Annotated in this window: 23 protein-coding genes; all 23 read left to right on the top strand. The window is 67.5% G+C overall.

All coding sequences use genetic code 11. The annotated features are described in order from the left end of the window. The first annotated feature begins 129 nt into the window (after positions 1–129). Complete coding sequence (locus V6B97_RS03595) at positions 130–795, top strand: hypothetical protein (protein ID WP_333505130.1); 666 nt, start codon at positions 130–132, stop codon at positions 793–795. Continuing rightward, positions 792–1,322 carry a hypothetical protein gene (locus tag V6B97_RS03590; protein ID WP_333505122.1) on the top strand — a complete coding sequence of 177 codons (531 nt, stop codon included), beginning with the start codon at positions 792–794 and terminating at the stop codon, positions 1,320–1,322. Before V6B97_RS03595 ends, V6B97_RS03590 begins: the two co-directional genes overlap by 4 nt. A 297-nt stretch (positions 1,323–1,619) precedes the next feature. Continuing rightward, positions 1,620–2,387, top strand: coding sequence for an HpcH/HpaI aldolase family protein (locus V6B97_RS03585; RefSeq protein WP_333505121.1), 768 nt, complete (start codon positions 1,620–1,622; stop codon positions 2,385–2,387). 275 nt (positions 2,388–2,662) lie between these two features. Next, complete coding sequence (locus V6B97_RS03580; protein ID WP_333505120.1) at positions 2,663–3,577, top strand: NAD-dependent epimerase/dehydratase family protein; 915 nt, start codon at positions 2,663–2,665, stop codon at positions 3,575–3,577. Positions 3,578–3,908: 331 nt separating this feature from the next. Continuing rightward, positions 3,909–4,679 (top strand): 3-deoxy-manno-octulosonate cytidylyltransferase, encoded by a 771-nt coding sequence (gene kdsB, locus V6B97_RS03575; RefSeq protein ID WP_333505119.1) that lies wholly within the window; start codon positions 3,909–3,911, stop codon positions 4,677–4,679. A 10-nt stretch (positions 4,680–4,689) separates the two neighbouring features. After that, entirely contained in the window at positions 4,690–5,328 is a 639-nt protein-coding gene (locus V6B97_RS03570) for an acyltransferase (protein WP_333505118.1), read from the top strand. A 95-nt stretch (positions 5,329–5,423) separates the two neighbouring features. Beyond that, positions 5,424–6,329, top strand: coding sequence for a phosphoglycerate dehydrogenase (locus V6B97_RS03565; protein ID WP_333505117.1), 906 nt, complete (start codon positions 5,424–5,426; stop codon positions 6,327–6,329). Between the two features lie 10 nt (positions 6,330–6,339). Continuing rightward, positions 6,340–6,981, top strand: a complete 642-nt coding sequence (locus tag V6B97_RS03560; protein WP_333505116.1) for an HAD family hydrolase — start codon at positions 6,340–6,342, stop codon at positions 6,979–6,981. 84 nt (positions 6,982–7,065) lie between these two features. After that, on the top strand, positions 7,066–9,099 hold the full coding sequence (locus tag V6B97_RS03555) for a TIGR04326 family surface carbohydrate biosynthesis protein (RefSeq protein WP_333505115.1): 2,034 nt from the start codon (positions 7,066–7,068) through the stop codon (positions 9,097–9,099). A gap of 260 nt (positions 9,100–9,359) precedes the next feature. Continuing rightward, positions 9,360–10,676 carry a DegT/DnrJ/EryC1/StrS family aminotransferase gene (locus V6B97_RS03550; protein ID WP_333505114.1) on the top strand — a complete coding sequence of 439 codons (1,317 nt, stop codon included), beginning with the start codon at positions 9,360–9,362 and terminating at the stop codon, positions 10,674–10,676. Positions 10,677–11,140: 464 nt separating this feature from the next. Continuing rightward, on the top strand, positions 11,141–11,923 hold the full coding sequence (rfbF, locus tag V6B97_RS03545; RefSeq protein ID WP_333505113.1) for a glucose-1-phosphate cytidylyltransferase: 783 nt from the start codon (positions 11,141–11,143) through the stop codon (positions 11,921–11,923). Positions 11,924–12,120: 197 nt separating this feature from the next. After that, positions 12,121–13,230, top strand: coding sequence for a CDP-glucose 4,6-dehydratase (rfbG, locus tag V6B97_RS03540; protein ID WP_333505112.1), 1,110 nt, complete (start codon positions 12,121–12,123; stop codon positions 13,228–13,230). 28 nt (positions 13,231–13,258) lie between these two features. Beyond that, complete coding sequence (locus tag V6B97_RS03535; protein WP_333505111.1) at positions 13,259–13,708, top strand: dTDP-4-dehydrorhamnose 3,5-epimerase family protein; 450 nt, start codon at positions 13,259–13,261, stop codon at positions 13,706–13,708. A gap of 166 nt (positions 13,709–13,874) precedes the next feature. Further along, positions 13,875–15,008 (top strand): DegT/DnrJ/EryC1/StrS family aminotransferase, encoded by a 1,134-nt coding sequence (locus V6B97_RS03530; RefSeq protein ID WP_333505110.1) that lies wholly within the window; start codon positions 13,875–13,877, stop codon positions 15,006–15,008. Positions 15,009–15,308: 300 nt separating this feature from the next. Next, the gene (locus V6B97_RS03525) at positions 15,309–16,301 is read left to right on the top strand and encodes a glycosyltransferase family 2 protein (protein ID WP_333505109.1); all 993 of its coding nucleotides are present in this window, start codon (positions 15,309–15,311) and stop codon (positions 16,299–16,301) included. 1,135 nt (positions 16,302–17,436) lie between these two features. Then, positions 17,437–17,775 carry a DUF6693 family protein gene (locus tag V6B97_RS03520; RefSeq protein WP_333505108.1) on the top strand — a complete coding sequence of 113 codons (339 nt, stop codon included), beginning with the start codon at positions 17,437–17,439 and terminating at the stop codon, positions 17,773–17,775. A gap of 192 nt (positions 17,776–17,967) precedes the next feature. Continuing rightward, positions 17,968–19,200, top strand: coding sequence for an FUSC family protein (locus V6B97_RS03515; protein WP_333505107.1), 1,233 nt, complete (start codon positions 17,968–17,970; stop codon positions 19,198–19,200). 48 nt (positions 19,201–19,248) lie between these two features. Beyond that, positions 19,249–19,545 carry a SemiSWEET family sugar transporter gene (locus V6B97_RS03510; protein ID WP_333505106.1) on the top strand — a complete coding sequence of 99 codons (297 nt, stop codon included), beginning with the start codon at positions 19,249–19,251 and terminating at the stop codon, positions 19,543–19,545. Positions 19,546–19,698: 153 nt separating this feature from the next. Continuing rightward, positions 19,699–20,511, top strand: a complete 813-nt coding sequence (locus tag V6B97_RS03505) for a ZIP family metal transporter (protein WP_333505105.1) — start codon at positions 19,699–19,701, stop codon at positions 20,509–20,511. A 157-nt stretch (positions 20,512–20,668) separates the two neighbouring features. Continuing rightward, on the top strand, positions 20,669–22,621 hold the full coding sequence (locus tag V6B97_RS03500; RefSeq protein WP_333505104.1) for a heavy metal translocating P-type ATPase: 1,953 nt from the start codon (positions 20,669–20,671) through the stop codon (positions 22,619–22,621). A 288-nt stretch (positions 22,622–22,909) separates the two neighbouring features. After that, positions 22,910–23,656, top strand: coding sequence for a glutamine ABC transporter substrate-binding protein GlnH (gene glnH, locus V6B97_RS03495; RefSeq protein WP_333505103.1), 747 nt, complete (start codon positions 22,910–22,912; stop codon positions 23,654–23,656). A 185-nt stretch (positions 23,657–23,841) separates the two neighbouring features. Beyond that, positions 23,842–24,513: an amino acid ABC transporter permease gene (locus V6B97_RS03490; RefSeq protein WP_333505101.1), complete on the top strand. Its 672-nt coding sequence runs from the start codon at positions 23,842–23,844 to the stop codon at positions 24,511–24,513. 234 nt (positions 24,514–24,747) lie between these two features. Further along, positions 24,748–25,476, top strand: a complete 729-nt coding sequence (locus V6B97_RS03485) for an amino acid ABC transporter ATP-binding protein (RefSeq protein WP_333505129.1) — start codon at positions 24,748–24,750, stop codon at positions 25,474–25,476. Positions 25,477–25,726 lie beyond the last annotated feature (250 nt).

Here is a 25,726-nt window from a genome sequence, read left to right as displayed (position 1 = left end):
GCCAAGGCCCAACGTCAGTAAATCGTTAGCTTCCACGGCTCCTTCCCTCCTGGGCAAAGGGAAAGGCTACGATGCGTCAGGAAGGAGAGTCAAGAAAGCTGATTTCCACGTCTCGCGTCGAGGAACCGAATTCTCCAAGCACCGCCAGAAGGCGAAGATGACGACGACCGCAGTTGGGCTCCAGCTATTGGAATTGAACGAGGCGGGCTACACGTTGCCGCGTCCCTCCTGTGGGCACGATATTCCATGTTTTCACAAGTTTACTTTCACCACGTTCGCAGAGCGTATGATCTGCATTTAAAAGAATTCATGCACGCTTTATTCCCCCAAGGCATTCCTGTAGAAATCAATAACTATCTAGCAATTACTGACAACGAAATTCTTGTCGAACTTCGCAAAGCTGCGTATAATTCGACCGCTACCGGTCATGAACCCGCAAGGCGGATTGAATCGCGTGGACACTTTCGCCTAGCGCACCAAGTCACCGCAGTAGAACTTAAAAAAAACCCTGAAGCCCTTAAACAAATATACGAAAAGACTGTTGAAAGATTTGGTGCAGATTTCGTCAGAATGGACCCAGGCCAAAAACGCTCAAATGAAATTGATTTCCCCGTCCTCATTGATGACGAGCGAAGCACTATTTCTGCGCGAGCAGAACTGCCATCCATACGCCCCCCAGACGTAAGGAATCCGTACATTTTCGTGGCCCCGGAAAAACTCCGTGACGCTAAGAAATGGCTGAGAGAAAATCACGACCACCTTGTTGAGCCGTGGCTGCCGGAGGGAACCGTATGAACCAGTACCATCGCTACGCAATAACCTTGCAACTAGCAAACGACCTTCGGGACAATCATAGTTGGTGCGGCGAAACCCACCTTCAAAAATCCATGTATTTCCTCGAAGCACTCGCAAAAGTTCCAACAGAGCTTGGGTTTACACTATACAAACACGGACCATACTCTTTCTCATTCCACGATCTGATCAGCGAAATGAAAGATATGGACTTGATTGAGCCAGAATGCACCCCTCCTTATGGGCCACGGTATAAAACCACGGAACGTGGCAAGACTTTTCTCAATAAGTTCTCCGCAGACATTGCGGGTTGGAAAGAACTCATCGCTAAAACAGCGAGATGCCTCGGCGACAAAAAAGTTCAGGATCTTGAAAAGGTTGGCACGGCTCTTTTAATCGATATTGAAAAAAAGACCGACGACATAGAAAGCCGCGCCGCGAGACTGAGCGAGTTAAAGCCGCATGTTCCGCTTGAAGAAGCACGACGAGCCACGCAAGAATACGAAAAAATAAAACAGTGCTTCGCCTAGATTCCTCCGACACAAAGCAAGGCCAGCCGCAGTGCTGGCCTTTAATATTGCCTCGCTAGGCCATATTGCACCCCGCATCGTGCGCGGCTATACTGCCACCGCCTGAAAAGCCCCCCGCCAGGCCGCGCGGTGCGGCCCGCGCACGGGGGCCACGGGACACAGGGCGCGCCACCGGCAGCAACAGCATGACAGCACGCCGCCCGGCCCGCGCGGTTCACAATCCCCGACGGACGCCACCGCGCCCGCCCCACACCATCCGGCGGCCTTGCCGCCGCACCGCACGCGAACGCAACCATCATGATCACCGCACGCGACATTCGGGACAAGATGCGCCGGGGTGAAGCCACCATCGGCACCTGGATGCAGATTCCCTCCACCGACGTGGCCGAAATCCTTGGCCGGTCGGGCTACGACTGGGTGGCCGTGGACCTGGAGCACGCCGCCTTCACCCGCGCCCAGTTGCCCGACGCCTTCCGCGCCATCGAGCTTGGCGGGGCTGCGCCCTTCGCCCGCGTGGCCGAAGCCACCCTGACCGACATCAAGGCCGCGCTGGATTCCGGCGCGCGGGGGCTGATCTTTCCCATGATCGAGACCCGCGAGCAGCTCGACGCCGCCATCGGCTGGGCGCTGTACCCCCGCACCGACGGCCCTTCGGGCGTGCGCGGCGTGGGCTACTGCCGGGCCAACCTGTTCGGCCGCGAGTTCGCGCCCTACGTGGACGAGACCGCCCGCGACACCCTGTTCGTGGCGCAGATCGAGCATATCCGCGCGGTGGACAACCTGGACGCCATCCTGTCCCACCCCCGGCTCGACGCCATCATGGTGGGGCCGTACGACCTTTCCGGCTCCATGGGACTTACCGCGCAGTTCGACCACCCGGACTTTCTCGCCGCGCTGGACCGCATCGCCGCCGCCGCGCGCGCCCACGACGTGCCCATGGGCCTGCACATCGTGCAGCCCGACACGGCGGATCTTGCGCGCCGCATCGGCGAAGGCTACCGGTTCATCGCCTGGTGCATTGATGCGGTTTTCCTCTACCGCAATTGCGCCTGCCCCGGTTCCTAACTTGCCCTTTCGCCCGTTGGCTTCGTCAAACTTCGCCGCCATATCGGTCGAATACAACAAGAGTATACTCCCTCATGGCGGGCTCGTTTTCCTTGCCAACGGACGAAAATCCTGCGTTAGGAACTTTCTCTGACTGAAGGACAGGACAATTCCGGGCCACGGCCCGACGCGCCACACCCGCAACCGAATCCATACGGTCCTCGCCGTGCCCCGGAATGGCGTAGCGGACCACCCCGCCCACGGGCGGCAGGGGCACAGCCCCAAAGGGATACCACATGAAGATCACCTTTTTCGGCGGGGCCGGGTTTCTCGGCTCCCACGTCTGCGACAAGCTCTCCGACGCCGGGCACGAGGTCACCATCGTGGACCTGCGGCCCTCGCCCTACCTGCGCGGCGACCAGCGCATGGTGGTCGGCAACATCCTGGACGAGGCCGCCGTGGACGCCGCCGTCGCGGGTGCCGACGCCGTGTTCAACTTCGCGGGCATCGCCGACATCGGCGAGGCCAACCGCAAGCCCGTGGACACCGCGCGCATCAACGTGCTGGGCAACGTCATCCTGCTGGAGGCCTGCCGCAAGGCCGGGGTGTCGCGCTACGTGTTCGCCAGTTCGCTGTACGTGTACGGCAAGTCCGGCGGGTTCTACCGGTGCAGCAAGCAGGCGTGCGAGCTGTACATCGAGAACTACCAGGCCATGCACGGCCTGGACTACACCATCCTGCGCTACGGCTCGCTCTACGGCCCCCGCGCCGACCGCCGCAACGCCATCAACCGCTTCGTGGCCGAGGCGCTGGAAACCGGGGCCATCACTTACTACGGCAGCCCCACCGCCCTGCGCGAATACATCCACGTGGAAGACGCCGCCCTGTGCACCGTGGAAGTGCTGAAGCCCGAGTACGCCAACGAGAACATCGTGCTCACCGGCAACCAGCCCATGCGCGTGGGCGACCTGTTCAAGATGATCGGCGAAATGCTGGGCAAGGAACTTACCATCGCCTACCAGCACGACCCCAACAGCGGCCACTACCAGGTCACGCCCTACGCCTTCATGCCCAAGGTGGGGAAAAAGCTGGTGCCCAACCTGACCACCGACCTCGGCCAGGGCGTACTGCGCGTGATGGAGGAAGTGCACCGCGAACTGCACCCCGACATGCACGACGTGGGCGGCTACCTGCTGCCGCGCGAAGAGTAGGGCAACGGCAGGGCGTTCCCGATACCGTCTTTCCCCAGGCTTTCCGCCTTTCTCCCGTGCCTTTCTTCCTTATACCCCGCAGCGGTCTTCCGCTGCGGGAGGCTGGTGCGGGGATGATGCAAGGAATTACGATTTTTGCGGCCGGACAAGGCGAATCGACGTTTTTGAGCGCAGCGTACTTATGTACGTGAGCATCAAAAACTTCGATTCAACGCAGTCCGGCCACAAAAGGCGGATTCCGCCCGCAGCGTACCCGCGCTGACCTTGGCACCAACCGCCACCTCTCCACACCCGACATTTCCCGGCGCACCGCGCCGCCAAAGGAGCAGCCATGAACATCGTCGCCATCATCCCCGCCCGCATGGGCTCCAGCCGCTTTCCGGGCAAGCCCCTGGCCGACATCCACGGCGTGCCCATGGTGGGCCACGTCACCTTCCGCACGGCCATGAGCCCCACCCTCAGCGCCACCTACGTGGCCACCTGCGACAAGGAAATCCAGGACTACGCCGAAGGCGCGGGCCTGAAGGCCGTCATGACCGGCGACCACCACGTGCGCTGCACCACCCGGACCGCCGAAGCCCTGTTGAAGATCGAGGCCGCCACCGGCCAGCGCGTGGACATCGTGGTCATGGTGCAGGGCGACGAACCCATGATCACCCCCGACATGATCGACGACGCCATCGCCCCCATGCTGGCCGACCCCGCCGTCAACGTCACCAACCTGATGGCCCGCATGGAAACCGTGCAGGAATTCGAAGACCCCAACGAGGTCAAGGTGGTGGTGGACCTGAACTCCGACGCGCTGTACTTCTCGCGCGAGCCCGTGCCCTCGCGCCGCAAGGGCGTCACCGACGTGCCCATGCAGAAGCAGGTGTGCATCATCCCCTTCCGCCGCGACTACCTGCTCAAGTTCAACGACATGCGGGAAACCCCGCTGGAGATCATCGAATCGGTGGACATGATGCGCATCCTCGAACACGGTGAAAAGGTGCGCATGGTGCCCACCGACAAGCGCACCCTCAGCGTGGACACCCCCGAAGACCTCGCCCGCGTGGTGGACATGATGGCCGAGGACACCCTGCGCCTCGTCTACACGAAGTAACGGAGCACCCATGCCTACGCCGCACATGCCGCGCATGCCCGACATGTCGCGCCTTGCCGCCATCGCCGAGGAACTCTGGCTGTCCCTGTTCGCGTGGATTCCCACCACCATCGGCGTAGGCGCGCGTCTTGTGGCGTGGCAGCCGCTGTTCTGCCACTGCGGCCGGGTACGCTTCGGCCAGTCGGTGACGGTGCAGGGCTGCCGCAACATCGCGCTGGCCGACGGCGTGCGCATCGGCAAGGGCTGCCACCTGTACGCCCGCACCGGCGCGCTGGAAATGGGCGAAAACGCGGCCCTGAACATCAACGTGGTGGTGGACGCCGACGGCGGGCACATCCGCATGGGCGCGCACGTCACCGTGGGCCCCGGCACGGTCATCCGCGCGGCCAACCACAACTTCGACCGCACCGACGTGCCCATCATGTTCCAGGGCCACGAGTACGGCGAGGTGACCATCGAGGACGACGTGTGGATCGCGGCCAACTGCACCATCACACCCGGCGTGCGCATCGGACGCGGGGCGGTGGTGGGGGCCGGGGCCGTGGTCACCAAGGACGTGGAGCCCTACACCGTGGTGGGCGGCGTGCCCGCCAAGCCGCTGCGCAAGCGCGGCGTGCATGAGCGCGCGGCCACCCCGCCGGAAGCGTAGCCAGTCCGCCATACAGGGCCAGTCGACAACGCCATGCGCGGCACATCGCGCGGCATGCCTGCGGGGCTACGCCTCCAGGCGAAGGACAACGAATCATGAAGATAGCCATCACCACCTCGTCGTTCGCCAAGTTCAGCGACGAACCGCTGCGCCTCCTGCGCGAGGCGGGCATCGACTACGTGCTCAACCCCACGGGCCGCGCCATCACCGAGGACGAGGCCATCGAACTGTTGCAGGGCTGCATCGGCGTGGCCGCGGGCACCGAGCCGCTCACCCGCCGGGTGCTCCAGGCCCTGCCGGAACTGAAGGTCATCTCGCGCTGCGGCACCGGCATGGACAGCGTGGACCGCGCCGCCGCCGCCGAACTGGGCATCGCCGTGCGCAACACGCCCGACGCGCCCACCCAGGCCGTGGCCGAACTGACCCTGGGCTACGCGCTCGACCTGATGCGCCTTGTCAGCCGCATGGACCGCGAACTGCGCGCGGGCACGTGGAAGAAGCGCATGGGCAACCTGCTGTCCGGCAAGAAGGTGGGCCTGATCGGCTTCGGCCGCATCGGCCGCGCCACGGGCAGGCTGTTCGAGGCGTTCGGCTGCGAAGTGGCCTTTGCCGATCCCTTCGCCGAAAGCGACACCAACGCGAAAATGGAACCGGACGCGCTGCTGGCGTGGGCGGACATCGTCTCGCTGCACTGCTCCAAGCCCGAAGGCGGCGGGCACGTTCTCGACGCACGCCACCTCGGCCTGATGCGCCCCGGCACGTGGGTGATCAACGCCGCGCGCGGCGGGCTCATCGACGAGGCCGCCCTGCACGCGCTGCTGTCCTCCGGGCATCTGGCCGGGGCCGCGCTGGACGTGTTCGCCAGGGAACCCTACGAAGGCCCCCTGCGCGACCTGCCCAACGTGATCCTGACCCCGCACGTGGGCTCCTACGCCGTGGAGGCCCGCGTGAAGATGGAAACCGACACCATCCGCAACCTGCTGGACGCGCTGCCCAGATAGAAGGAACGCCATGCCCCTTTCCTGCATCGTCTTCGACTGCGACGGCGTCATCCTGGAAAGCGTGAATGTGAAGACCGAAGCCTTCGCCCGCGTGGCCGAACCCTTCGGCGCGGACGCCCGCGACCGCCTGGTGGCCTACCACATGGAGCACGGCGGCGTGAGCCGCTACAAGAAGTTCGAATGGCTGTACCGCGAGGTGCTGGGCCGCGAGATCACCTCCGACGAGATGGACGACCTGGGCCGCAAGTACGCGGACTACGCCTTCGAAGGCGTGCTGAACGCCCCCATGGTGCCCGGCGCGCACGACGTGATCACCGCATGGCATGGCCGCGTGCCGCTGTACGTGTGCTCCGGCGCTCCGCACGAAGAACTGGTGCACATCCTGACCGAACGCGGGCTGGCCCGGTACTTCGAGGCCATCTACGGCTCGCCGCCCGGCAAGACCGACGTGCTGCGCCGTGCCGTGGAAAAGGCGGCCGTGCCGCCGTCGGAAACCGTGATGGTCGGCGACGCCAAGACCGACATGACCGCCGCCGAAGCCGTGGGCACCCTGTTCTACGGCCGGGGCGAAGCCTTTGCCGCCACGCCGCACCCGTGGGGGCATGACCTGACGCAACTCAACATGTGGCTGGAAGGCATCGCCAAAGGCTAAGAGCCCGTTGCCGCCACACCGGGGGCCGCACGCCGCACCGGCGCGGCTCCCCGCGCCTTTCGCACCCGCCGCAAAGGAGCCTTCGTGACCACCTTCATCCTGCTGGATGGACCTGACGCCCCACCCCGTCCGCAGCCCGCAGCCAGCGGCCTGCCCCCGGTGGTGGCCCACTGGGCCAGGCGCAACGTGCCGCACGACCATCTTTCGGTGCCCGCGCTGGTGGAGGCGCACTTCACGGACATCCGGCGCGAGTACATCACCTGGGCGCACGAGACGGGGCTGACCCGGCCCGCCCGCTCCACCCGCAACCTTCGTGAACTGCTGGCCGTGGGCGACACCTTCTCGCACTGGTGGTTCACCACGCTTGCCGAAAAGCATCCGAAAATCTGCCGCAACCTGTACGAAGTGACCAAGCTGCGCGCGCTGGAACTGGCCATCGAGGAGGCCCGCACCGACCATGTCTGCGCGGTCACCGACGACACGGTGCTGGCGGGCATCCTGCTGCGCTTCTGCGCCGTCACCGGCCGCCGGTTCGAGTTGCGTCCGACTGGAACGGGGGTCGGAGCGGGGGCCGGAAACGGGGCGGGTTCCGCATCATCCTCCGATACCGGCCCTCTCTCCGCCAAGCAGCGCCTGGCCGCGCTGTACCATCGCCTGCCCGCGCCGGTGCAGGCCGTGGCCCGCCTGGGCGCGTGGCTGCTGCGCGAAAAGCGCCTGCTGCCCGCCGCGCCCGAGGCCACGGGCAAGGCCGCCCTGCCCGCGCACCCGCGCCCCTCCACCATCGCCACCTATTTCCCCAACATCGACGTGCAGGCCGCCACACAGGGCCGCCTGCGCTCGCGCTACTGGGAAAGCCTGCACGACGCGCTGGACCCGCAGCAGGGCGGCGTGCACGGGGTGACCTGGCTGTTCATCTTCGAGCCCACGCCGCACTATTCGCTGGCCGACGCCATCCGCCTGCGCGACGCGTTCCGCGCCCGGCAGCGGGACGGCATCGCCTTCCACTTCATCGAGGAATTCCTGACCCTTCCGGCCATCGCCCGCGAGGTGGCGCACTACTGTCGCATGGCCATCCGCGCCGCGCGCCTGACCCGCCACGTGGCCGGGCAGTGCCGCCTGCCCGGCTCGCGCATGGATTTCTGGCCGTACATGGAGCGCAACTGGGCGGAATCCACGCGCGGCTGGCTGGGCCTGCAACGCCGCCTGATGCGCGCCGCCTTCCGCCGCTACGCGGCAGTGTGCGCGCCGCAGGAATGGACCATCTTCCCCATGGAAAACCACCCCTGGGAAAAGTCCCTCGCCCACGCCATGCACGAGGCGCGGCGCGGCCCGGTGTACGGCACCCAGCATTCCACCGTGCGGCCCACCGACCTGCGCTACTACGAGGACGCCCGCGCCTTTGCCGAGCCGGACGCCGCCGCCACCCTGCCCGACCTGCTGTGCTGCAACGGCCAGGGCGCGCTGGGCCACATGCGCGACGCGGGCATGCCCGACGAACGGCTGGGCGAGATAGAGGCGCTACGCTACCTGTACCTTGCCGATGCGGCTGCGGGCGTGGCGCCGGGCGCGGCATCAGCGGCCACCTCCGACGCTCCTTCCGGCACCGCATCTTCTCCCGCGCCCGGCAAGCCCACCCTGCTCGTCGTCACCAGCTTCTTCCCCGACGAGACCGACAACCAACTCGACGTGCTGGCCGAGGCCGCACGGGCAGGCACGCTGGACGGCTACGACGTGGTCGTCAAGCCGCATCCCAACCTGCCCGTGGAAGGCCGCCTTGCCGCGCGCTTCCCCTCCGGGGGCGCGCCCCGCGTGGTCAACACCCCCGTGGCCCAGTTGCTTGTTCCGGGCCCCCATGGATTGGTCGTGTGGGCGGCCAACTCCACCACCGTGGCCCTGGAAGCCGCCTACCAGCGCTTGCCCCTCATCGTGCAGACCGCCGCCAACGACTTCAACATGTGCCCCCTGCTCGGCGTGCCCGGCACCGCCTTCGTGGCTACCGCCGACGACCTCGCCGCCGCGCTGGCACATCCCGCCCCGCCCGACCTGCCGCCCGGCTTCCTGGCCCTGGATCGCGGTTTGCCCCGGTGGCGGCGGTTACTGGGGATTCCCGAGAAATAAGAGCAACGGAGGAAGGGACCCTTTAAAAAGGGTCTCCTTCCCCCGTACCCCCATCCCCCCAAACTTTTTAAATGGGGTAAGGCAAGTGGCCGACGTCATATTCCACGTGCCTACCCCTTCGCCATCACGAACCACCCTATTGAAAAGCTTTGGAAGAAGGGGGATGGGGTCCGGGGAAGGGGGAAGAAACCTTTCCCGAAAGGTTTCTTCCCCCTTCCCCGGTTACTCTTCTTCCCCTCTTCTCCCCAAGGAGCCGACATATGCTGACCACCATCACCCGCAAGCTGAAGGAGCTGGCCCGCATGCTGGGCACGCGGCCGTACTACGGGTTCGTGACCGGGCACGGGTACCTGACGGAAGCGCAGGTGGCCGAGGTGCGGCGGGTGCTGGAATCGCCCGCGCAGGCGGCGGGCACGGTGGCGGAGTACGAGCGCCGGTTTGCGGCGGTGGTGGGCGTGGGGCGCGGCCTGGCCACGGCGGGCGGGCGCATGGCCCTGTTCGCCACGTTGCGGGCGCTGGGCGTGGGCGCGGGGCACGAGGTGGTGCTGCCCGCGTTCACCTGCTCGGTGGTGGCCAGCGCGGTGCTGCGCACGGGGGCCACGCCGGTGTTCACCAACGTGGACCCCGCCACCTTCGGCACGGACCCGGACGCGGTGGCGAACGCCATCACCCCGAAGACGCGGGCCATCATCGCACAGCACAGCTTCGGCATTCCCTGCCGGGTGGGCGAACTGCGCGCGCTGGCCGACGGCTGTGGGGCGGCGCTGATCGAGGACTGCGCGCTGACCGTGGGCTCCACGCGCGACGGCGTGGCCGTGGGCAACACCGGGGACGCGGCGTTCTTTTCCACGGACCACTCCAAGCCCATGAACACGGTGGTGGGCGGGTTCTTCTACACCCGCGACGCGGGGCTGTACGACGCCGTGGCCGCGCAACTGACCGAGGCGCCAACCCTGCCGGAAGCCCAGCAGCGGCGGCTGTTCGGCCAGTTCCTGCTGGAGCGGCGGCTGGCCCGGCCCGCCAGTTACGGCCTGTACCAGCTGGCCATGCTGGGCAAGTCGGTGCGGCGGCGGCTGTCGGACCCCGGCATGACCTTCCTGGACGACGACTACGTGGTGGAGCGCACGGGCGCGTATGCCTATCCGGCCCGGCTGCCGGCGGTGCTGGCGCGCATCGGGCTGTTCGAGCTGGACCGCTGGCCCGCCGAGGCCGCCCGGCGCGAGGCGCTGCTGCAACGCTACCTGACCGCCGCCTACGGTACGCCGCTGGCCGCACACCTGCCCGCCGCCTATGCCGACCCGGTGCTGCGCATCGTCGCCCACCGGCTGGCGTTCACCCATCCCAGGGCGGACCAGTTGAAGGCGCTGATGGATGCGCGCGTGCACACCGCGTGGACGTGGTTCATGGACCCCATTGTGGGCGCGCGGGCGGGACTGGCCTCGCTGGGGTACGCCGCCGGGGCCTGCCCGGTGTCGGAAAAGGTGGGCACGCAGGTGCTGAACTGGCCGTGCGTGGTGGAACAGGGCGCGGAAGGCCCGCTGCTGGAGTTTTTCGCGCAGGTGGCCAAGCAGGCGTAGGCGAAACGGCGCGGACGCGGAACACATGGCCGGGCGGGCACCGCAACACCCTCCGCAATCCCCCGCCCCCCGCGAAAATCACACGCCGCGCCTATGGACAAGCGTCACGCGCGAGCGTATCTAGCACGCCACGAAGAAGGGCCGGAAATTCCGGCGGAAACGCGGCGCGCCAGTGCGACGCGCCAGCCCCGGAACACCGGCCACCCACCCGCGCGCGGAACGGAGGTTCCGCACGTCATCATGACGCCACCCCACCCAGCCCATCCAGTCCATCCGCCCCATCCATTCCATCCGGCCGGCAACCCAGGCGCAATCCACGATGTTCACCGGCCGCGCCGCGTGGGCCGTGCATTCCTTCGTAACCCAGTCCCGGCGGTATCGCCTGCGGGCCGTTCCGCAACGCCGCGCATTCTGCTATACCCATCCGGACGACGACAGCACATTACCCCATCACGAGGTATCGCATGAAGGTCATCATCATGTGCGGGGGCAAGGGCACCCGCCTGCGCGAGGAAACCGAATTCAAGCCGAAGCCCATGGTCGAGATCGGCGGCCGCCCGGTGCTGTGGCACATCATGAGCATCTACGCCCGCCACGGCCACAAGGATTTCATCCTGCCGCTGGGCTACAAGGGCGAGGTGATCAAGCAGTATTTCCACGACTACCGCATCCGCAACACCGACTTCACCGTGGACCTCGCCACCGGCGCGCTGACCACCCACGAGTGCAGCAACTGCACCGACTGGAAGGTGACCCTGTGCGATACCGGGCAGGAAACCCTGAAGGGCGCGCGCATCAAGCGGGTGGCCAAGCACATCGACACCGACCGCTTCATGGTCACCTACGGCGACGGCGTGTCGGACATCGACATCGACAAGCTGGTGGAGTTCCACAAGAAGTCCGGCAAGATCGGCACCTTCACCGGCGTGCGCATGCCTTCGCGCTTCGGCGCGGTGCAGACCGACGCGGACGGCAACATCCTGTCCTGGCAGGAAAAGCCTGTGCTGAACGAATACATCAACTGCGGCTTCTTCGTGTTCAAGCGCGAATTCCTCGACTACCTGGACGAGGACGAATCGTGCGACCTGGAAAAGCAGCCGCTGGAACGCCTTGCCGCCGACGGCCAGCTGTCCATGTACCCCCACGAAGGCTTCTGGGAATGCATGGACACCCTGCGCGACTGGCAGAAGCTGAACGCCCTGTGGGACAAGGGCAGTGCGCCGTGGGCCAAGGGTTTCAAGGTATAGCCCGAGCATGGTTCAGATGGGCCTTTCGCCCGCTGGTTCCGCCTTCTGAACGCTTCTCCACAGTCCTTTTCCATGGCTGCCCGTCCACAATGAATGTTTAGGGGGATGGGGGTCCGGGGGAAGGGGACCCTTTACAAAGGGTCCCTTCCCCCGGTTCCCTCCCCCACTTTCCCCGCCATAGAACGGAGAGACATACAATGTTCGCAGATGCCTATCGCGGCCGCAGGGTGCTGGTCACCGGCCATACCGGGTTCAAGGGGTCATGGCTGACCGCGTGGTTGTTGCAGTTGGGCGCGGAAGTGGCCGGGCTGTCGGTGGACGTGCCCACCACCCCCGCCAATTTCGACGAGTTGGGCCTTGGCGCCCGCATCACGGACATCCGCGCCGACATCCGCGACCGTGCGGCGGTGTGCAAGGCCGTGGCCGACTTCGCGCCGGAGGTGGTCTTCCACCTGGCGGCGCAGGCGCTGGTGCGCAAGTCGTACGACGACCCGGCGGCCACCATAGAGGCCAACGCCATGGGCACCCTGAACATCCTGGAGGCGGTGCGCTGCGCGCCTTCGGTGCAGGCCGTGGTGTGCATCACCTCGGACAAGTGCTACCGCAACGACGAATGGGTGTGGGGCTACCGCGAAACCGACCACCTGGGCGGCGAGGACCCGTACTCCGCGTCCAAGGGCTGCGCCGAGATCATCGCGCACTCGTACTTCCGCTCGTTCTTCAGGAACGGCGTGCGCTGCGCCACCACCCGCGCGGGCAACGTCATCGGCGGCGGCGACTGGGCGGCGGACCGCATCGTGCCCGACTGCGCGCGGGCGTGGGCGGCGGGCACGGCGGTGCAGATCCGCAGCCCGTGGGCCACGCGGCCGTGGCAACACGTGCTGGAGCCCCTTTCCGGCTACCTGTGGCTGGGCGCGAAACTGCTGCTGAACGAGCAGGGGCCGTTCCCCCTTTCGGGCGAGGCCTACAACTTCGGCCCGGCGGCGGACGTGAACAACAACGTGGCCGAAGTGGTGGACGCCCTGGCCCCGTACTGGCCCGGCTTCGCCAGCGAAATGGACCGCGCCGGGCAGGCGGGCATGAAGGAATGCACCCTGCTCAAGCTGTGCTGCGACAAGTCGCTGGCGTACCTTGGCTGGCAGGCCACGCTGAACTTCGCCGAAACCATCCGCTTCACGGCGGAATGGTACCGCGCGTTCCACGCGCCTGCCGGTGCGAAGCGTCCGGACATGTACGCCTTCACCATGAACCAGATCGCGGAATACTCCGGCAAGGCCGCCGCCAAGGGCCTTGCCTGGGCCAGGTAGCGGCCTCCGCGCCGCCAAGGACCATGCCGTGAACGCCACGACCATCGACGGGGTGATGACGCTGGACCTGCGCGTCATTCCCACGGAGGGCGGCCCGGTGCTGCAAATGCTGCGGCCCGATTCGCCCCTGTTCATGAGCTTCGGCGAGCTGTACTTCTCGGAAGTGGAGCCCGGCGCGGTGAAGGCGTGGAAGCGCCACACCCGCCAGACCCAGCACTTCGCGGTGCCCGTGGGGCGGATGAAGGTGGTCGTCCACGACAGCCGCCCCGGTTCGCCCACCTTCGGCACTACGGAAGAATTCCTGCTGGGCAGGCCGGACCACTACCGGCTGCTGCGCATCCCCCCGCTGGTGTGGTACGGGTTCAGCGCGGTGAGCGAAACGCCCGCGCTGATCTGCAACTGCGCGGACATCCCGCACGACCCCACGGAAAGCGAACGCGCGCCGAAAGACGTGCCGGACATTCCGTACCGCTGGTAGGCGGCGGACGGCGGGGCGATCAGTTCCCCGCCCCCGCCCGGCACGACACGCGCCATTCCGCCCCCGTGGCAGCCCGCCCGGCCGCCACGGGGCCGACACCGGATTTCCCGTCCACAACGTCCGTCGCGGCGCTCCCGCGTCCGCGCCAACACCAGAGCGACACGCCATGACCACCCCCGCCTTGCGTCTTTCCCGGTCCATCGTGGGCCAGGCCGAAGCCGACGCCGTGAGCCGCGTCATCCTCGAGGACGGCTACCTCGGCATGGGCAACGAAGTGAAGCGCTTCGAAGAGGACATCGCCGCCTACCTCGGCGTGCCCGCGCAGAACGTCGTCACCGCGAGCACCGGCACCGCCGCCCTGCACCTGGCCGTGCAGGCCGCCGTGCAGCCGGGCGCGGAAGTGCTGGTGCAGTCGCTGACCTTCGTGGCCTCGTTCCAGGCCATCAGCGCTGCCGGGGCCGTGCCCGTGGCCTGCGAGGCCCTGCCGGAAACCTGCACCATCGACCTTGCCGACGCCGAACGCCGCCTGACCGAACGCACCGCCGCCATCATGCCGGTGCACTACGCCAGCAACCCCGCCGGGCTGGACGAGGTGTACGCCTTTGCCGCCAGGCACGGCCTGCGGGTCATCGAGGACGCGGCCCACGCTTTCGGCTGCCGCCACGACGGCCGCATGATCGGCGCCTTCGGCGACATCGCCTGCTTCAGCTTCGACGGCATCAAGAACATCACCAGCGGCGAGGGCGGGTGCATCGTCACCGCCGACCAGGCCGTGGCCCAGCTGTGCCGCGACGCGCGCCTGCTGTCCGTGGCCAACGACACGGAAAAGCGCTTCTCGGGCCAGCGCAGCTGGGATTTCGACGTCACCCGGCAGGGCTGGCGCTACCACATGAGCAACATCATGGCCGCCATCGGCCGCGTGCAGCTTGGCCGCCTGCCCGGCGAATTCGCCCCGGCGCGGATGCGCCTGGCCGCGCGCTACCGCCAGCGGCTCACCGGCGCGCCGCATCTGGCCCTGCTGGCAACGGATTCCCGTGACGTGGTGGTGCCGCACATCTTCCCGGTGCGCATCCTGGACGACAAAAAGCACCACGTGGTGGACGCCTTGCAGGCCAAGGGCATTCCTACCGGCATGCACTACAAGCCCAACCACCTGCTGACCTACTTCGGCGGCGGGGCCGAATCCCTGCCCGTCACCGAAATGCTGGGCCGCCAGTTGACCACCCTGCCCCTGCACCCCGGCATGAGCGACGCCGACGTGGACTTGGTGTGCGACGCATTGCTGGAGGCGCTGGGTTAGGGGCTGTCTCTAAATTGTCTTTTCGCCCGTTGGCATCGTCAAACTTCGCCTGCCATATCGGTCGAATACGAGAAGAGTATACTCCCTCATGGCAGGCTCGTTTTCCTTGCCAACGAACGAAAATCCTAATTTAGAAACAGCCCCTTAGGTTTCGATTTTCTGGACGCCTCCGGCGGGCAGGGGGCGTTGTCCCCTGCACCCCTTTCAGGCCAGCCTGCCTGCGGCATGCTGCCACCGGTTTTCGACAACGCTTCGAAAAAGGAACCCGTACCCGGTTCCTTCCCCGAGAAACAAACTGCCATGACCGACACCGCCACCTCACATGCGCCCCCCGCGCCCCCCGCTCCCCCCGCTCCCACAGTCAGCGTGATCATGAACTGCCTGAACTGCGGCGAACACCTGCGCGCCGCCATGGACAGCGTGTTCGCCCAGACCCTTGACGACTGGGAGATCGTGTTCTGGGACAACGGCTCCACCGATTGCAGCGCGGACATCGCCCAAAGCTACGGCCACAAGGTGCGCTACTTCCGCGCCGAGCGCACCGTGCCGCTGGGTGCGGCGCGCAACCTCGCCATCGCGCGGGCGCGGGGCGAGTTCATCGCCTTTCTCGACTGCGACGACCTGTGGCGCCCGGAAAAGCTGGCCCGGCAGGTGGCGCTGTTCCGTGCCAACCCGGCCGTGGGTTTGGTGAGCTGCGACACGGTGATGTTCAGCGGCGACAAGGAGCTGAGCCGCCAGTTCCAGGCCGCGCCGCCCGCGCGCGGCAAGGTGTTCCACGAGTTGATGACCACCCAGTGGATTTCCATGTCCTCGGCCGTGATCCGCCGTGCCGCGCTGGATGCGCCCGGCATGGGCGGCCACTGGTTCGACGAGTCGTTGAACGTGTGCGAGGAGGCGGACGTGTTCTACCGCATCGCCTGGGACTGGGAACTGGACCACGTGGACGCGCCGCTGGCCCGCTGGCGGGTGCACGGCGGCAGCACCACCTTCCGCAAGTTCGCCCAGTTCGCGGACGAGACCGAGGCCATTCTCGCCAAGCACATCCGCATGTACCGCGACTATGAGCGCGACCATGCCGACCTTGTGGCGCTGCTGCGCCGCCGCGCCGCGTTCCAGCGCGGGGTGGCCCTGTGGCGCGAGGGCAAGGGGAGTGAGGCGCGGGAGGCCATAGCGCCGTATGCCGGGTCGTCGCTGAAGTTCCGGTTGTTTTGGATGGCGACGTTCCTGCCGGGCGGGATGTTTGACGCCGTGGCGGGGGTGTATTTTGCGTTGCCGTCGTTTTTGAGGCGGTAGCCTCTGCGACAGCCTAAAGGCGAAGATGGTGTTTACGCCCTGATGGGTGCGGCTTCTACGGATGCACGCCTGCCCTTATTCCCACGCCCGATCTCGTTATGCCTCCGGCGGGCAAGGGGCCATTGAGCGATGGCCCCTTGCATCCCCGCGCTCCAGGGGGGCTTCGCCTCCCCTGGACCCCCAACGCATCCTGCACCGCATTCCAACGCCGCCAGCTTCCCTCCGGCGCAGACGCCTTCGGGCGATCTGGCGACGGGAATGCGATGTGCGCACATCTCTCGCTGCCTTTATCCCACCAGGGTGCCTTTACCTTCGCCCCCGTTGCGACGCATATGCCGCCGTCAAAGCCCGGCGGCATACGCTTCTACGCACGTGACGTCTCCGTTGGACTGAGCTGAAAACACCACACACCCACGACTACCTCTGCCAAGAACACGTTACGCCCAACGCCCGCCATCCGCGCGGATTGGCGGCACCGGCGGCAAATCGCCCGGAGGAGCCCTACGCCGGAGGGAAGCTGACGCCGAAGGGACGCCGCGCAGGACACCCTTTGGTGTGCGCACAACCCGAACCTTCGCCATGCCGCCGGGAGCAACGCGCACATCGCATTCCGCCGGGCAGATCACCCGAAGGCGCCTTGGCCGAGGGAAGCTGCCCGGCGAAGAATGCGGTGCAGGAAGCGCTGGGGGTCCAGGACTTCAGCCGTTAGGCGAGCGCGAAGATCGACCCGAAGGGCGCGAAGCGTGGCCGTTGGCGAGCTTGCGAGCCTTACGGCCATCGTACGCAACGCGCGAGTCTTACGGATGAAGATAGCAGAGCTGAGGCGAAGCCCCCCTGGAACGCGGGGGTGCAGGGGGCCGTCGTTTCACGGCCCCCTGCCCGCCGGAGGCATAACGAAATCAAGCGTGCCCAACAGTGCAGACCTGTCTTCGTAGAAGCCGCTTCCAGCGAAGCACCACCTCTCCCCCTCTCTCCCCCCACCCCACCCCTACCCCACACCCCCGCTTGACCTCAGCACACGCAACCATGCTATGGTACTCCCATTCCTGGTTCCGTTCTCCCCCACGCGCCGGCAGCCCCCCAGCCACCGCCACCCCGCGCGCCACGCCCCCCCTTCCCCCTATCCGGAGGCTCCATGTTCCCCGTCACCACCGGCACCTTCCGCACCGACGTCACCATGGTCGAATGCTTCGGCCATGCCGTGCTGTGGTTCCTGATCACCCTGTGCACGCTGGGCATCGGCGTGTTCTTCTACCCGTACGCGCTGGCCAAGTTCATCATCAACCGCACCTGGGTGGAACGCGAAGGCGCGCCGCGCCAGCGGCTGACGTGCGACCTGGACCTGGCCGCGCAGGTGGGCCACGCGCTGATCTGGCTGCTGCTGTCCATCGTCACCTTCGGGCTGGCCTACTTCCTGTACCTGTACGGCGTGGGCCGTTACGTGGCCGCGCACACCCGTATCGAACCCGCGTAGTCTCGACCGGCCGCCGCGTGGCGCACCCCGCCCCGCTCGCCTCTGCCGCGGCATTGCCCGTCCAACCCGCTTGCCAGCCGGACGGGGCGGGCGTATGTGGTGCCTCCGGGCCGGGCGCGGCCGCACCGTACCCGCCCGCGCTGCCCGTTCCCGCAACCCCGAACCGCCGTCCACCCCGCGACCGAGACCGCCATGCGTCGCCCCACCCTCGCCGACATTTCCCCCGCCCACATCCGCCACGGCGTCAAGACCGGCATCGCCGCCATTCTCGCCCTGGTGCTGGCCGACGTGCTGCACATCGAATACGGCTACTGGGCCGTCATTTCCGCCGTCATCGCCATGCAGATGAACGTGGCCGACGCCATCGAGATGTGCCTGTACCGCTTCATCGGCACGGTCATGGGCGCGGTGATGGGCGTCATCGCCATCGTGGCCTTTCCGGACACGCCCGTATGGAACGGCGTGTCTGTGTTCCTCACCACGGGCCTGTGCGCCTTTCTCACCCGGTGGGACCCGCGCTACCGCATGGCGGCCATCACCGTGAGCATCGTGATCCTGGCCAGCGCGGGCCATGCCGAGCGCATCGACGTGGGTCTGTTCCGGGTGCTGGAAATCGCCGTGGGCGTAGGCTGCGCCTTTGTGGTCACGGTCACCCTGTGGCCGGTGCGCGCGGCGGTGGGCCTGCGGCGCGACCTAGCCTCGCAGGCGGAAAACTGCGCCCACTACCTGACCACCCTGGTGGACCGCTTCCTGGCCCGCCAGACCCACGTGCCCGCCGACCTGCTGGACCCGCTGACGCGCGCCATCCCGCGCAACCGCGAACGGCTGTCCAAGGTCCGCCGCCACGAATCGCTGATCTACTTCTACGACAACCAGCCCCTGGACACCCTGTCCACCGTGGTGGAGCGCACCACCGACCACCTGCGGGTGATGCTGCGCAGCCTGAACGCCTGCGACGCCGACGGCTACGACATCCTGATGGACGCCGAACTGCGCGCCCTGGCGGAAACCGTGGCCCGCACCCTGCGCCGCATGGCCGGCATGACCACCGGCGTCACCGGCATGCGGCCCGGCAACACCGTGCCGGGCGGGCTGGCCGCCCTGGGCGAACGGCTGCGACGGCGCGGCACGAATGGCGCGGCCCCCGCCGACGACCTGCCCCCGCCGACGGACACCTCGCCGGACACCTCACTGGCCACCTCTCTGGCCGAGGCCATCACCCTGGCCGACGCCCGCCTGCGCGCCCTGCGCGAGGCCGGGGCCACCAGGCGCTTCGACCTGGCCATGCTCACCCAGTTCTACGCCTTCTACTACGCGTTGCGCCAACTGGCCGAAGACGTGAAGGTGCTTGCCGCGCGCATGACCGGTGAAGAGGACGACCATCGCGACCATCACAACCTGGGTCCCGGCGACGCCACGCCCTAGTCCTCACGGCACACCCTTTCGCACCGCCCCCGCCCCGGAGGCCCCCTCATGCCCGCCCCGACCACCGATTCCGCGACCCTGTCCACGCTGGTGGAAACCATCGGCTACGCGGCCGGGCTGCTGACCTCGCTGGCCTATCTGCCACAGGTGGTGCGCATCGCCCGCACCCGCTCGGCCGACGACATCTCGCTGCCCACCTTCCGGCTGCTGGCCGTGGGCGTGGGGCTGTGGCTGATCTACGGCATCGGCATCGGCTCGTGGCCGGTCATGGCCGCCAACGCGGTGGGCCTGTCGCTGATCCTGGCCGTGATCTGGATGAAGCTGCGCTATTCCCGCCGGGATTAGAAGGCGCGAGCCGCGGCGGGGCCTGTCGGCCGGTTCCCCCGGCGCGGCATCCGTCCCCCGCGCGTCCGGCGGTGGACGGCGCGCCATTTCCGGGTATACTCGGCGTATCGAAGCCTTCCGGCCGACTTCCTTCACCATATCCGGAGACCGGACATGTACACCGCCTTCACCGAGCTTCCCCCCGTCACGCAGGCCTTTCTCGCCGGACTGTTCACCTGGGGCGTCACCGCGCTGGGCGCGGCCCTGGTGTTCCTGACCAAGAGCTTCTCGCGCAAGATGCTGGACATCATGCTGGGCTTCGCGGCCGGGGTGATGATCGCGGCCAGCTTCTGGTCGCTGCTAGCCCCGGCGCTGGAAATGTCCGAGCACCTCGGCCGCTGGTCGTTCGTGCCCGCCGCCGTGGGCTTCGTGCTGGGGGCGCTGTTCCTGCGACTGGTGGACATGCTGCTGCCCCACCTGCACCTGCACAACCCCATCGAGCACGCCGAAGGGTTGCCCAGCAGTTGGCAGCGCTCCACCCTACTGGTGGCGGCCATCACCCTGCACAACATCCCGGAAGGGCTGGCCGTGGGCGTGGCCTTCGGCGCCGTGGCGGCCGACCTGCCCTCGGCCTCGCTGGCCGGGGCCGTGGCGCTGGCGCTGGGCATCGGCATCCAGAACTTTCCCGAGGGCACGGCGGTGTCCGTGCCGCTGCGGCGCGAGGGGTTTTCGCGCATGAAGGCGTTCCTGTTCGGGCAGGCCTCGGGCATGGTGGAACCCGTCGCCGCCGTCATCGGCGCGGCGGCCGTGGTCTGGGCGCAACCCATCCTGCCGTACGCGCTGGCCTTTGCCGCCGGGGCCATGATCTTCGTGGTGGTGGAGGAGGTCATCCCCGAATCCCAGGGGTCCGGCTACGGCGACCTTTCCACCATGGGCGTCATTGCCGGGTTCACCCTGATGATGACCCTCGACGTGGCCCTGGGGTAGCGGCGCCCCGGCAGCCGCGCAGGCCCGCCGCCCCCGCAAATCCGGAAAATTTTCCTCTCCATTCGGTACGTTGCGCGTGCCCCGGAAAATAGCTTGACGGTCAAACTATCTTGGACATAAAGAAGTTTGACCGTCAAACATTCTGGAGGCACACCCCGTGATCGGACGCTTCGCCTGCCCCGGCTCCTACCGCGAACTCATCTCTTCCCGTGAAACCCTGCTCTGCCTGCTGGGCGGCCTGCTGGCCGTCACCTCATGGGTCGCGTCGCTTTCCGGCGCGCCCGCGTGGCTGGCCGCCGCCCTGGCCCTGACCGGGGCCGCCGTCAACGGCCTGCCCATCGTCAAGGGCGCGGTGCAGGGCCTGCTGGAAAAACAGGTCAACGTGGACGAACTGGTGTCCATCGCCCTCGTCGCCTCGGTGGCGCAGGGCGAATACCTGTCCGCCGCCATCGTGGCCTGCATCATGAAGGCGGGGTCGCTGGTGGAGGGCTTCCTCAGCGATGCGGCCCGCCGGTCCATCAAGGCCTTGGCCGCCGTCACCCCGGACACCGCCACCGTCATCGAACCGGGCGGCCGCGAGCGCACCGTGCCCGCCGCCGAGGTGCGCGTGGGCCAGCAGTTGCGCGTGCGCCCCGGCGAGCGCATCCCCGTGGACGCGGTGATCCTGTCCGGGGTCACCGCCGTGGACGAATCGTCCATCACCGGCGAGCCGTTGCCCCGCTCCTGCGCCACGGGCGACAAGGTGCTGGCGGGCACCATGAACTACAACGGCGTCATCGTGGTGGAGGCGCAGCGCGTGGGCGAGGACACCACCATCGGCAAGGTGGTGCGCCTGGTGGAAGAGGCCGAGGCCCACAACCCCAAGGCCGCCCGCCTGGTGGACAGGTACGCCCAATGGTTCACCCCGGTGGTGCTGGCCTGCGCCGCCGCTGCCTGGGCCGTTTCGGGCGAGACCTCGCGCGCCGTGGCCGTGCTCATCGCCGGGTGCCCCTGCGCCCTCTTGATGGCCGCGCCCACCGCCGCCGTGGCCGCCGTGGGCCGCGCCGCCCGCGCGGGCATCATCGTGCGCGGCGGGCAGGCCCTGGAAAAGGTGGCCGCCGCCACCCTGGTGCTGTTCGACAAGACCGGCACCCTCACCTTCGGACGGCCGGAACTGGACGAGGTGTCGCCCGCGCCCGGCTTTACCGCCGAGCGGGTGCTGGCCCTGGCCGCCGGGGCCGAAGGCGGCGGCACCCACCCCATCGCGCGGGCCATCGTGGCCGGGGCCGAGGCGCGGTCCATCGCGCCCGCCGCCGCCGAGGGCGCATTCACCGAAGTGGGCGTGGGCGTGCGGGCCACCGTGGACGGCCACGCCGTGGAGGTCTGCGGCGTGACGGCCGATGTCGAAACGGAGCTTTCCGAACGCGCGCCCGGCCTGGTCACGCCGCTGGCCGCCCTGCGCGGACGCGGGGCCACCGCCCTGCTGGTGCGCGTGGACGCGGCCCCCGCCGGGCTGCTGGCCGTCACCGACACCCTGCGCCCCGGCGCGCGCGCCGCCGTCAGCGGGTTGCGCGCCGCCGGGCTGGCCCATGCGGGCATGCTGTCCGGCGACCACGAGACCGCCGCCGCGCGCATCGCGGCCCAGGCGGGCATCGACTACTGGCGCGCCGGGCTGAAGCCCGCCGACAAGCTGTCCGCCATCCGCACCCAGCAGCAGGCCGGGGCCACCGTGGTCTTCGTGGGCGACGGCATCAACGACGCCCCAGCCCTGGCCGGGGCGGACGTGGGCGTGGCCATGGGCGGCGCGGGCACCGACGTGGCCCTGGAAACCGCCGACGTGGCCCTGACCCACGACGACATCGGCCGCCTGCCCTTCCTGGTGCGGCTGGCGCGCCGGGCCATCTCGCTCATCAAGATCAACATCGGCCTCGGCGTGCTGTTCAACGCGCTGTCCATCCTGGGCAGCGGCTACGGCCTGCTCTCGCCGGTGATGGCCTCGGTGTTCCACAACGTGGGCTCGGTGATCGTGGTCATCTCGTCCGCCAGCCTGGCCTTCTTCGATGATGGCGAGCCCGGCCGGCCCGCCTGCCCGGCCCCCGCCGTCCCCGCCGCAGGGGGCAAGGCCGCGTAGCCGCGCCCCGCCCCGCCACGTTCGCGCCGCAGACACCCCACGGGCCGGAAAGGATACCCCTTCCGGCCCGTTTTCCGTTCCATCCCCCTTGGCGGGTTGCGCTTTCCTCGCGAGGCCGCCCGTTTCGCGGGCCGCGCCATGCCCCGCACCAACTCGCGCCACGTCCGCCCAGCCTTGATTTCCCGCCCGGATTCTGCAATGCCTAATCGATTCGCGCGCACGCCGCGCGGACGGATCACGGGCCGTGCGCGCACCGGCGCACCCGCCGCAACAGACCGGAGGAACCACATGAAGCGTCTCATCCAGATCGCCCTCGGCCTTGCCCTGGTGGCCGCGCTGTGCGCCCCCGCCATGGCCAAGAAGCTCGTCGTCGCGCACGACACCAACTTCAAGCCCTTCGAGTTCAAGGGCGAGGACGGCAAGTACACCGGCTTCGACATCGAACTGTGGCAGGCCGTCGCCAAAATCGTGGGCGTGGAGTACGAGTTGCAGCCCATGGACTTCAACGGCATCATCCCCGGCCTTCAGACCGGCAACATCGACGTGGGCATCGCGGGCATCACCATCAAGGCCGAGCGCCAGCAGGTCATCGACTTTTCCGACCCCTACTACGATTCCGGCCTGATGATCCTGGTGCGCGAAGGCGACGCCGCCATCAAGTCCGTGGAAGACCTGAAGGGCAAGGTGGTGGCCACCAAGACCGCGACCTCGTCCGTGGACTTCGTGAAGGCCAGCGCCAGCGCCAAGGAAGTGAAGCTGTTCCCCAACAACGACGGCATGTTCTTCGAACTGATGAGCGGCGGCGCCGACGCCGTGGTGTTCGACATGCCCGTGGTGAAGGAATTCGCCATGACCGCCGGCAAGGGCAAGGTGAAGACCGTCGGCCCGCTGTACCAGGGCCAGTCGTACGGCATCGGCTTCCCCAAGGGCAGTCCGCTGGTGGCCAAGGTGAACGAGGCCCTCAAGAAGGTGAAGGCCGACGGCACCTACGAAAAGCTGTACATCAAGTGGTTCGGCTACGCCCCCGGCAAGTAGCCCCCTGCCCCATTTGCCGACGGCGGCCACGGCGGCGGACATCCCGGCCCCCTGGCCGCACCTTGACCGCCCCTTGATCGCACTTTGATCACCCCTTGATCGTTCGGACGGACGCGACGGGGATGGCCGCACGGCCATCCCCTTGCCCGTTCCCGCACCCCGCGAGACTCACCCGAAGGCATTCCATGGCACTGGACTTTCAAGCAAGCGTCATGTGGGAAAGCGTGCCCCTGCTGCTCGGCGGGGTGCACCTGACCATCATCATCACCCTGGGCGGGCTGGCCATCGGCTTTCTGCTGGGCACCGCCGCCGGGCTCGCCAAGACCGCGCGCGGCAGGCTGCCCCGCGCCGTGGCCGACATCTACGTGGAGGCCATCCGCGGCACCCCGCTCATCGTGCAGGTGATGTTCCTGTATTTCGGCGTGCCGCTGGCCACCGGCATGCGCATCCCGCCGGTGACGGCGGGCATCATCGCCATCGCGGTCAATTCCGGGGCGTACATCGCCGAAATCGTGCGCGGGGCCATCGAATCCATCGACGTGGGCCAGACCGAGGCGGGCCGCTCCATCGGGCTCACCCGCATGCAGGCCCTGCTGTACGTGGTGTGGCCGCAGGCCTTCCGCCGCATGATCCCGCCGCTGGGCAACCAGTTCATCATCTCGCTGAAGGACACCTCGCTGCTGGTGGTCATCGGGGTGGGCGAACTGACCCGGCAGGGGCAGGAGATCATCGCCGTGAACTTCCGCGCCTTCGAGGTGTGGCTGACCGTGGCCGTGATGTATCTGGTGATGACCCTGAGCATCGCCCGCGCGCTGCGGGTGTACGAACGCAGACTGAACGCCCGCTCCGGGCGCTAGGGGTTGCTTCTAAATTGTCCTTTCGCCCGTTGGCTGCGTCAAGCTTCGCCTGCCATGTCAGTCGAATACGATAAGAGTACGCGTTGCGGTCCTCATCCGTAATGCTCGAAGACTCGCATAACGGCTGAGGCACTCCCTCATGGCAGGCTCGTTTTCCTTGCCAACGAACGAAAATCCTACTTTAGAAACAACCCCTAGAAGGGGGACGCCACCATGAAGACCTGCGACTCCCCCATGATCCACATCCGCAACCTGCACAAGAGGTTCGGCCAGAACGAGGTGCTGCGCGGCATCGACCTTACCGTCTGTCCCGGCGAGGTGGTGGTGATCATCGGGCCGTCCGGCTCGGGCAAGTCCACGGCGCTGCGCTGCATCAACCGGCTGGAGGAGATCACCTCCGGCAAGGTCATGGTGGACGGACACGACCTGTACGACCCCGCCACCGACATCAACTACGTGCGCACCGAAGCGGGCATGGTGTTCCAGCAGTTCAACCTGTTCCCGCACATGAGCGTGCTGGACAACGTGACCCTGGGCCCCATCCGCGTGCGCCGCACCCCCCGCGCAGAGGCCGACCGGCTGGGCCTGGCCCTGCTGGAAAAGGTGGGCCTGGCCGACAAGGCCACCGCCTACCCCGACCAGCTTTCCGGCGGGCAGAAGCAGCGCGTGGCCATTGCCCGCTCGCTGGCCATGCAGCCCAAGGTGCTGCTGTTCGACGAGCCCACCAGCGCCCTGGATCCCGAACTGGTGGGCGAAGTGCTGGAAGTCATGCGCGCCCTGGCCCTGGAAGGCATGACCATGGTCATCGTCACCCACGAAATGGGCTTTGCGCGCGAGGTGGCCGACCGGGTGATCTTCATCGACCAGGGCCGGATTCAGGAAGAAGGCCCGCCGGACGAATTCTTCAGCGCACCCAAGAACCCGCGCCTGCGCGAATTCCTGGGCCGCGTGCGCCACGCCTAGGCTGGCCCGCGCTGCCTGACGGGGAGTGCGGGACGGGGCGTGCAGGACGTGCAGCCTGTCGGCAGTGACGGGCGCGCGCCACCAAGGCAGCCGGATGCGCGACCCGCGCCACGCGCCGTGCCCGGCATGATGTCCTGAGAGGGGGGAACCGGAATTGTCCGGCTCCCCTCGCTTGTTGCGGCACGGGCCTTCCGTCAGGGTAATGCCGGGGTGGCATGCGGGTTGCGGCAGGGTAACGCCATGGCCGTAC

Origin of the sequence: Nitratidesulfovibrio sp. 1201_IL3209, from assembly GCF_036763125.1 — a bacterium.
In the GTDB taxonomy this organism is placed as follows: domain Bacteria; phylum Desulfobacterota; class Desulfovibrionia; order Desulfovibrionales; family Desulfovibrionaceae; genus Cupidesulfovibrio.
This window is presented reverse-complemented; position numbering and strand designations above follow the sequence as displayed.

Coding starts and splice junctions, on each gene's coding strand:
- V6B97_RS03565 (WP_333505117.1), top strand. CDS start 5,424: ATGAAGATAGCCATCACCACCTCGTCGTTCGCCAAGTTCAGCGACGAA.
- V6B97_RS03590 (WP_333505122.1), top strand. CDS start 792: ATGAACCAGTACCATCGCTACGCAATAACCTTGCAACTAGCAAACGAC.
- V6B97_RS03490 (WP_333505101.1), top strand. CDS start 23,842: ATGGCACTGGACTTTCAAGCAAGCGTCATGTGGGAAAGCGTGCCCCTG.
- glnH (WP_333505103.1), top strand. CDS start 22,910: ATGAAGCGTCTCATCCAGATCGCCCTCGGCCTTGCCCTGGTGGCCGCG.
- V6B97_RS03520 (WP_333505108.1), top strand. CDS start 17,437: ATGTTCCCCGTCACCACCGGCACCTTCCGCACCGACGTCACCATGGTC.
- V6B97_RS03525 (WP_333505109.1), top strand. CDS start 15,309: ATGACCGACACCGCCACCTCACATGCGCCCCCCGCGCCCCCCGCTCCC.
- kdsB (WP_333505119.1), top strand. CDS start 3,909: ATGAACATCGTCGCCATCATCCCCGCCCGCATGGGCTCCAGCCGCTTT.
- V6B97_RS03560 (WP_333505116.1), top strand. CDS start 6,340: ATGCCCCTTTCCTGCATCGTCTTCGACTGCGACGGCGTCATCCTGGAA.
- V6B97_RS03580 (WP_333505120.1), top strand. CDS start 2,663: ATGAAGATCACCTTTTTCGGCGGGGCCGGGTTTCTCGGCTCCCACGTC.
- V6B97_RS03510 (WP_333505106.1), top strand. CDS start 19,249: ATGCCCGCCCCGACCACCGATTCCGCGACCCTGTCCACGCTGGTGGAA.
- rfbF (WP_333505113.1), top strand. CDS start 11,141: ATGAAGGTCATCATCATGTGCGGGGGCAAGGGCACCCGCCTGCGCGAG.
- V6B97_RS03585 (WP_333505121.1), top strand. CDS start 1,620: ATGATCACCGCACGCGACATTCGGGACAAGATGCGCCGGGGTGAAGCC.
- V6B97_RS03485 (WP_333505129.1), top strand. CDS start 24,748: ATGATCCACATCCGCAACCTGCACAAGAGGTTCGGCCAGAACGAGGTG.
- V6B97_RS03530 (WP_333505110.1), top strand. CDS start 13,875: ATGACCACCCCCGCCTTGCGTCTTTCCCGGTCCATCGTGGGCCAGGCC.
- V6B97_RS03550 (WP_333505114.1), top strand. CDS start 9,360: ATGCTGACCACCATCACCCGCAAGCTGAAGGAGCTGGCCCGCATGCTG.
- V6B97_RS03505 (WP_333505105.1), top strand. CDS start 19,699: ATGTACACCGCCTTCACCGAGCTTCCCCCCGTCACGCAGGCCTTTCTC.
- V6B97_RS03515 (WP_333505107.1), top strand. CDS start 17,968: ATGCGTCGCCCCACCCTCGCCGACATTTCCCCCGCCCACATCCGCCAC.
- rfbG (WP_333505112.1), top strand. CDS start 12,121: ATGTTCGCAGATGCCTATCGCGGCCGCAGGGTGCTGGTCACCGGCCAT.
- V6B97_RS03570 (WP_333505118.1), top strand. CDS start 4,690: ATGCCTACGCCGCACATGCCGCGCATGCCCGACATGTCGCGCCTTGCC.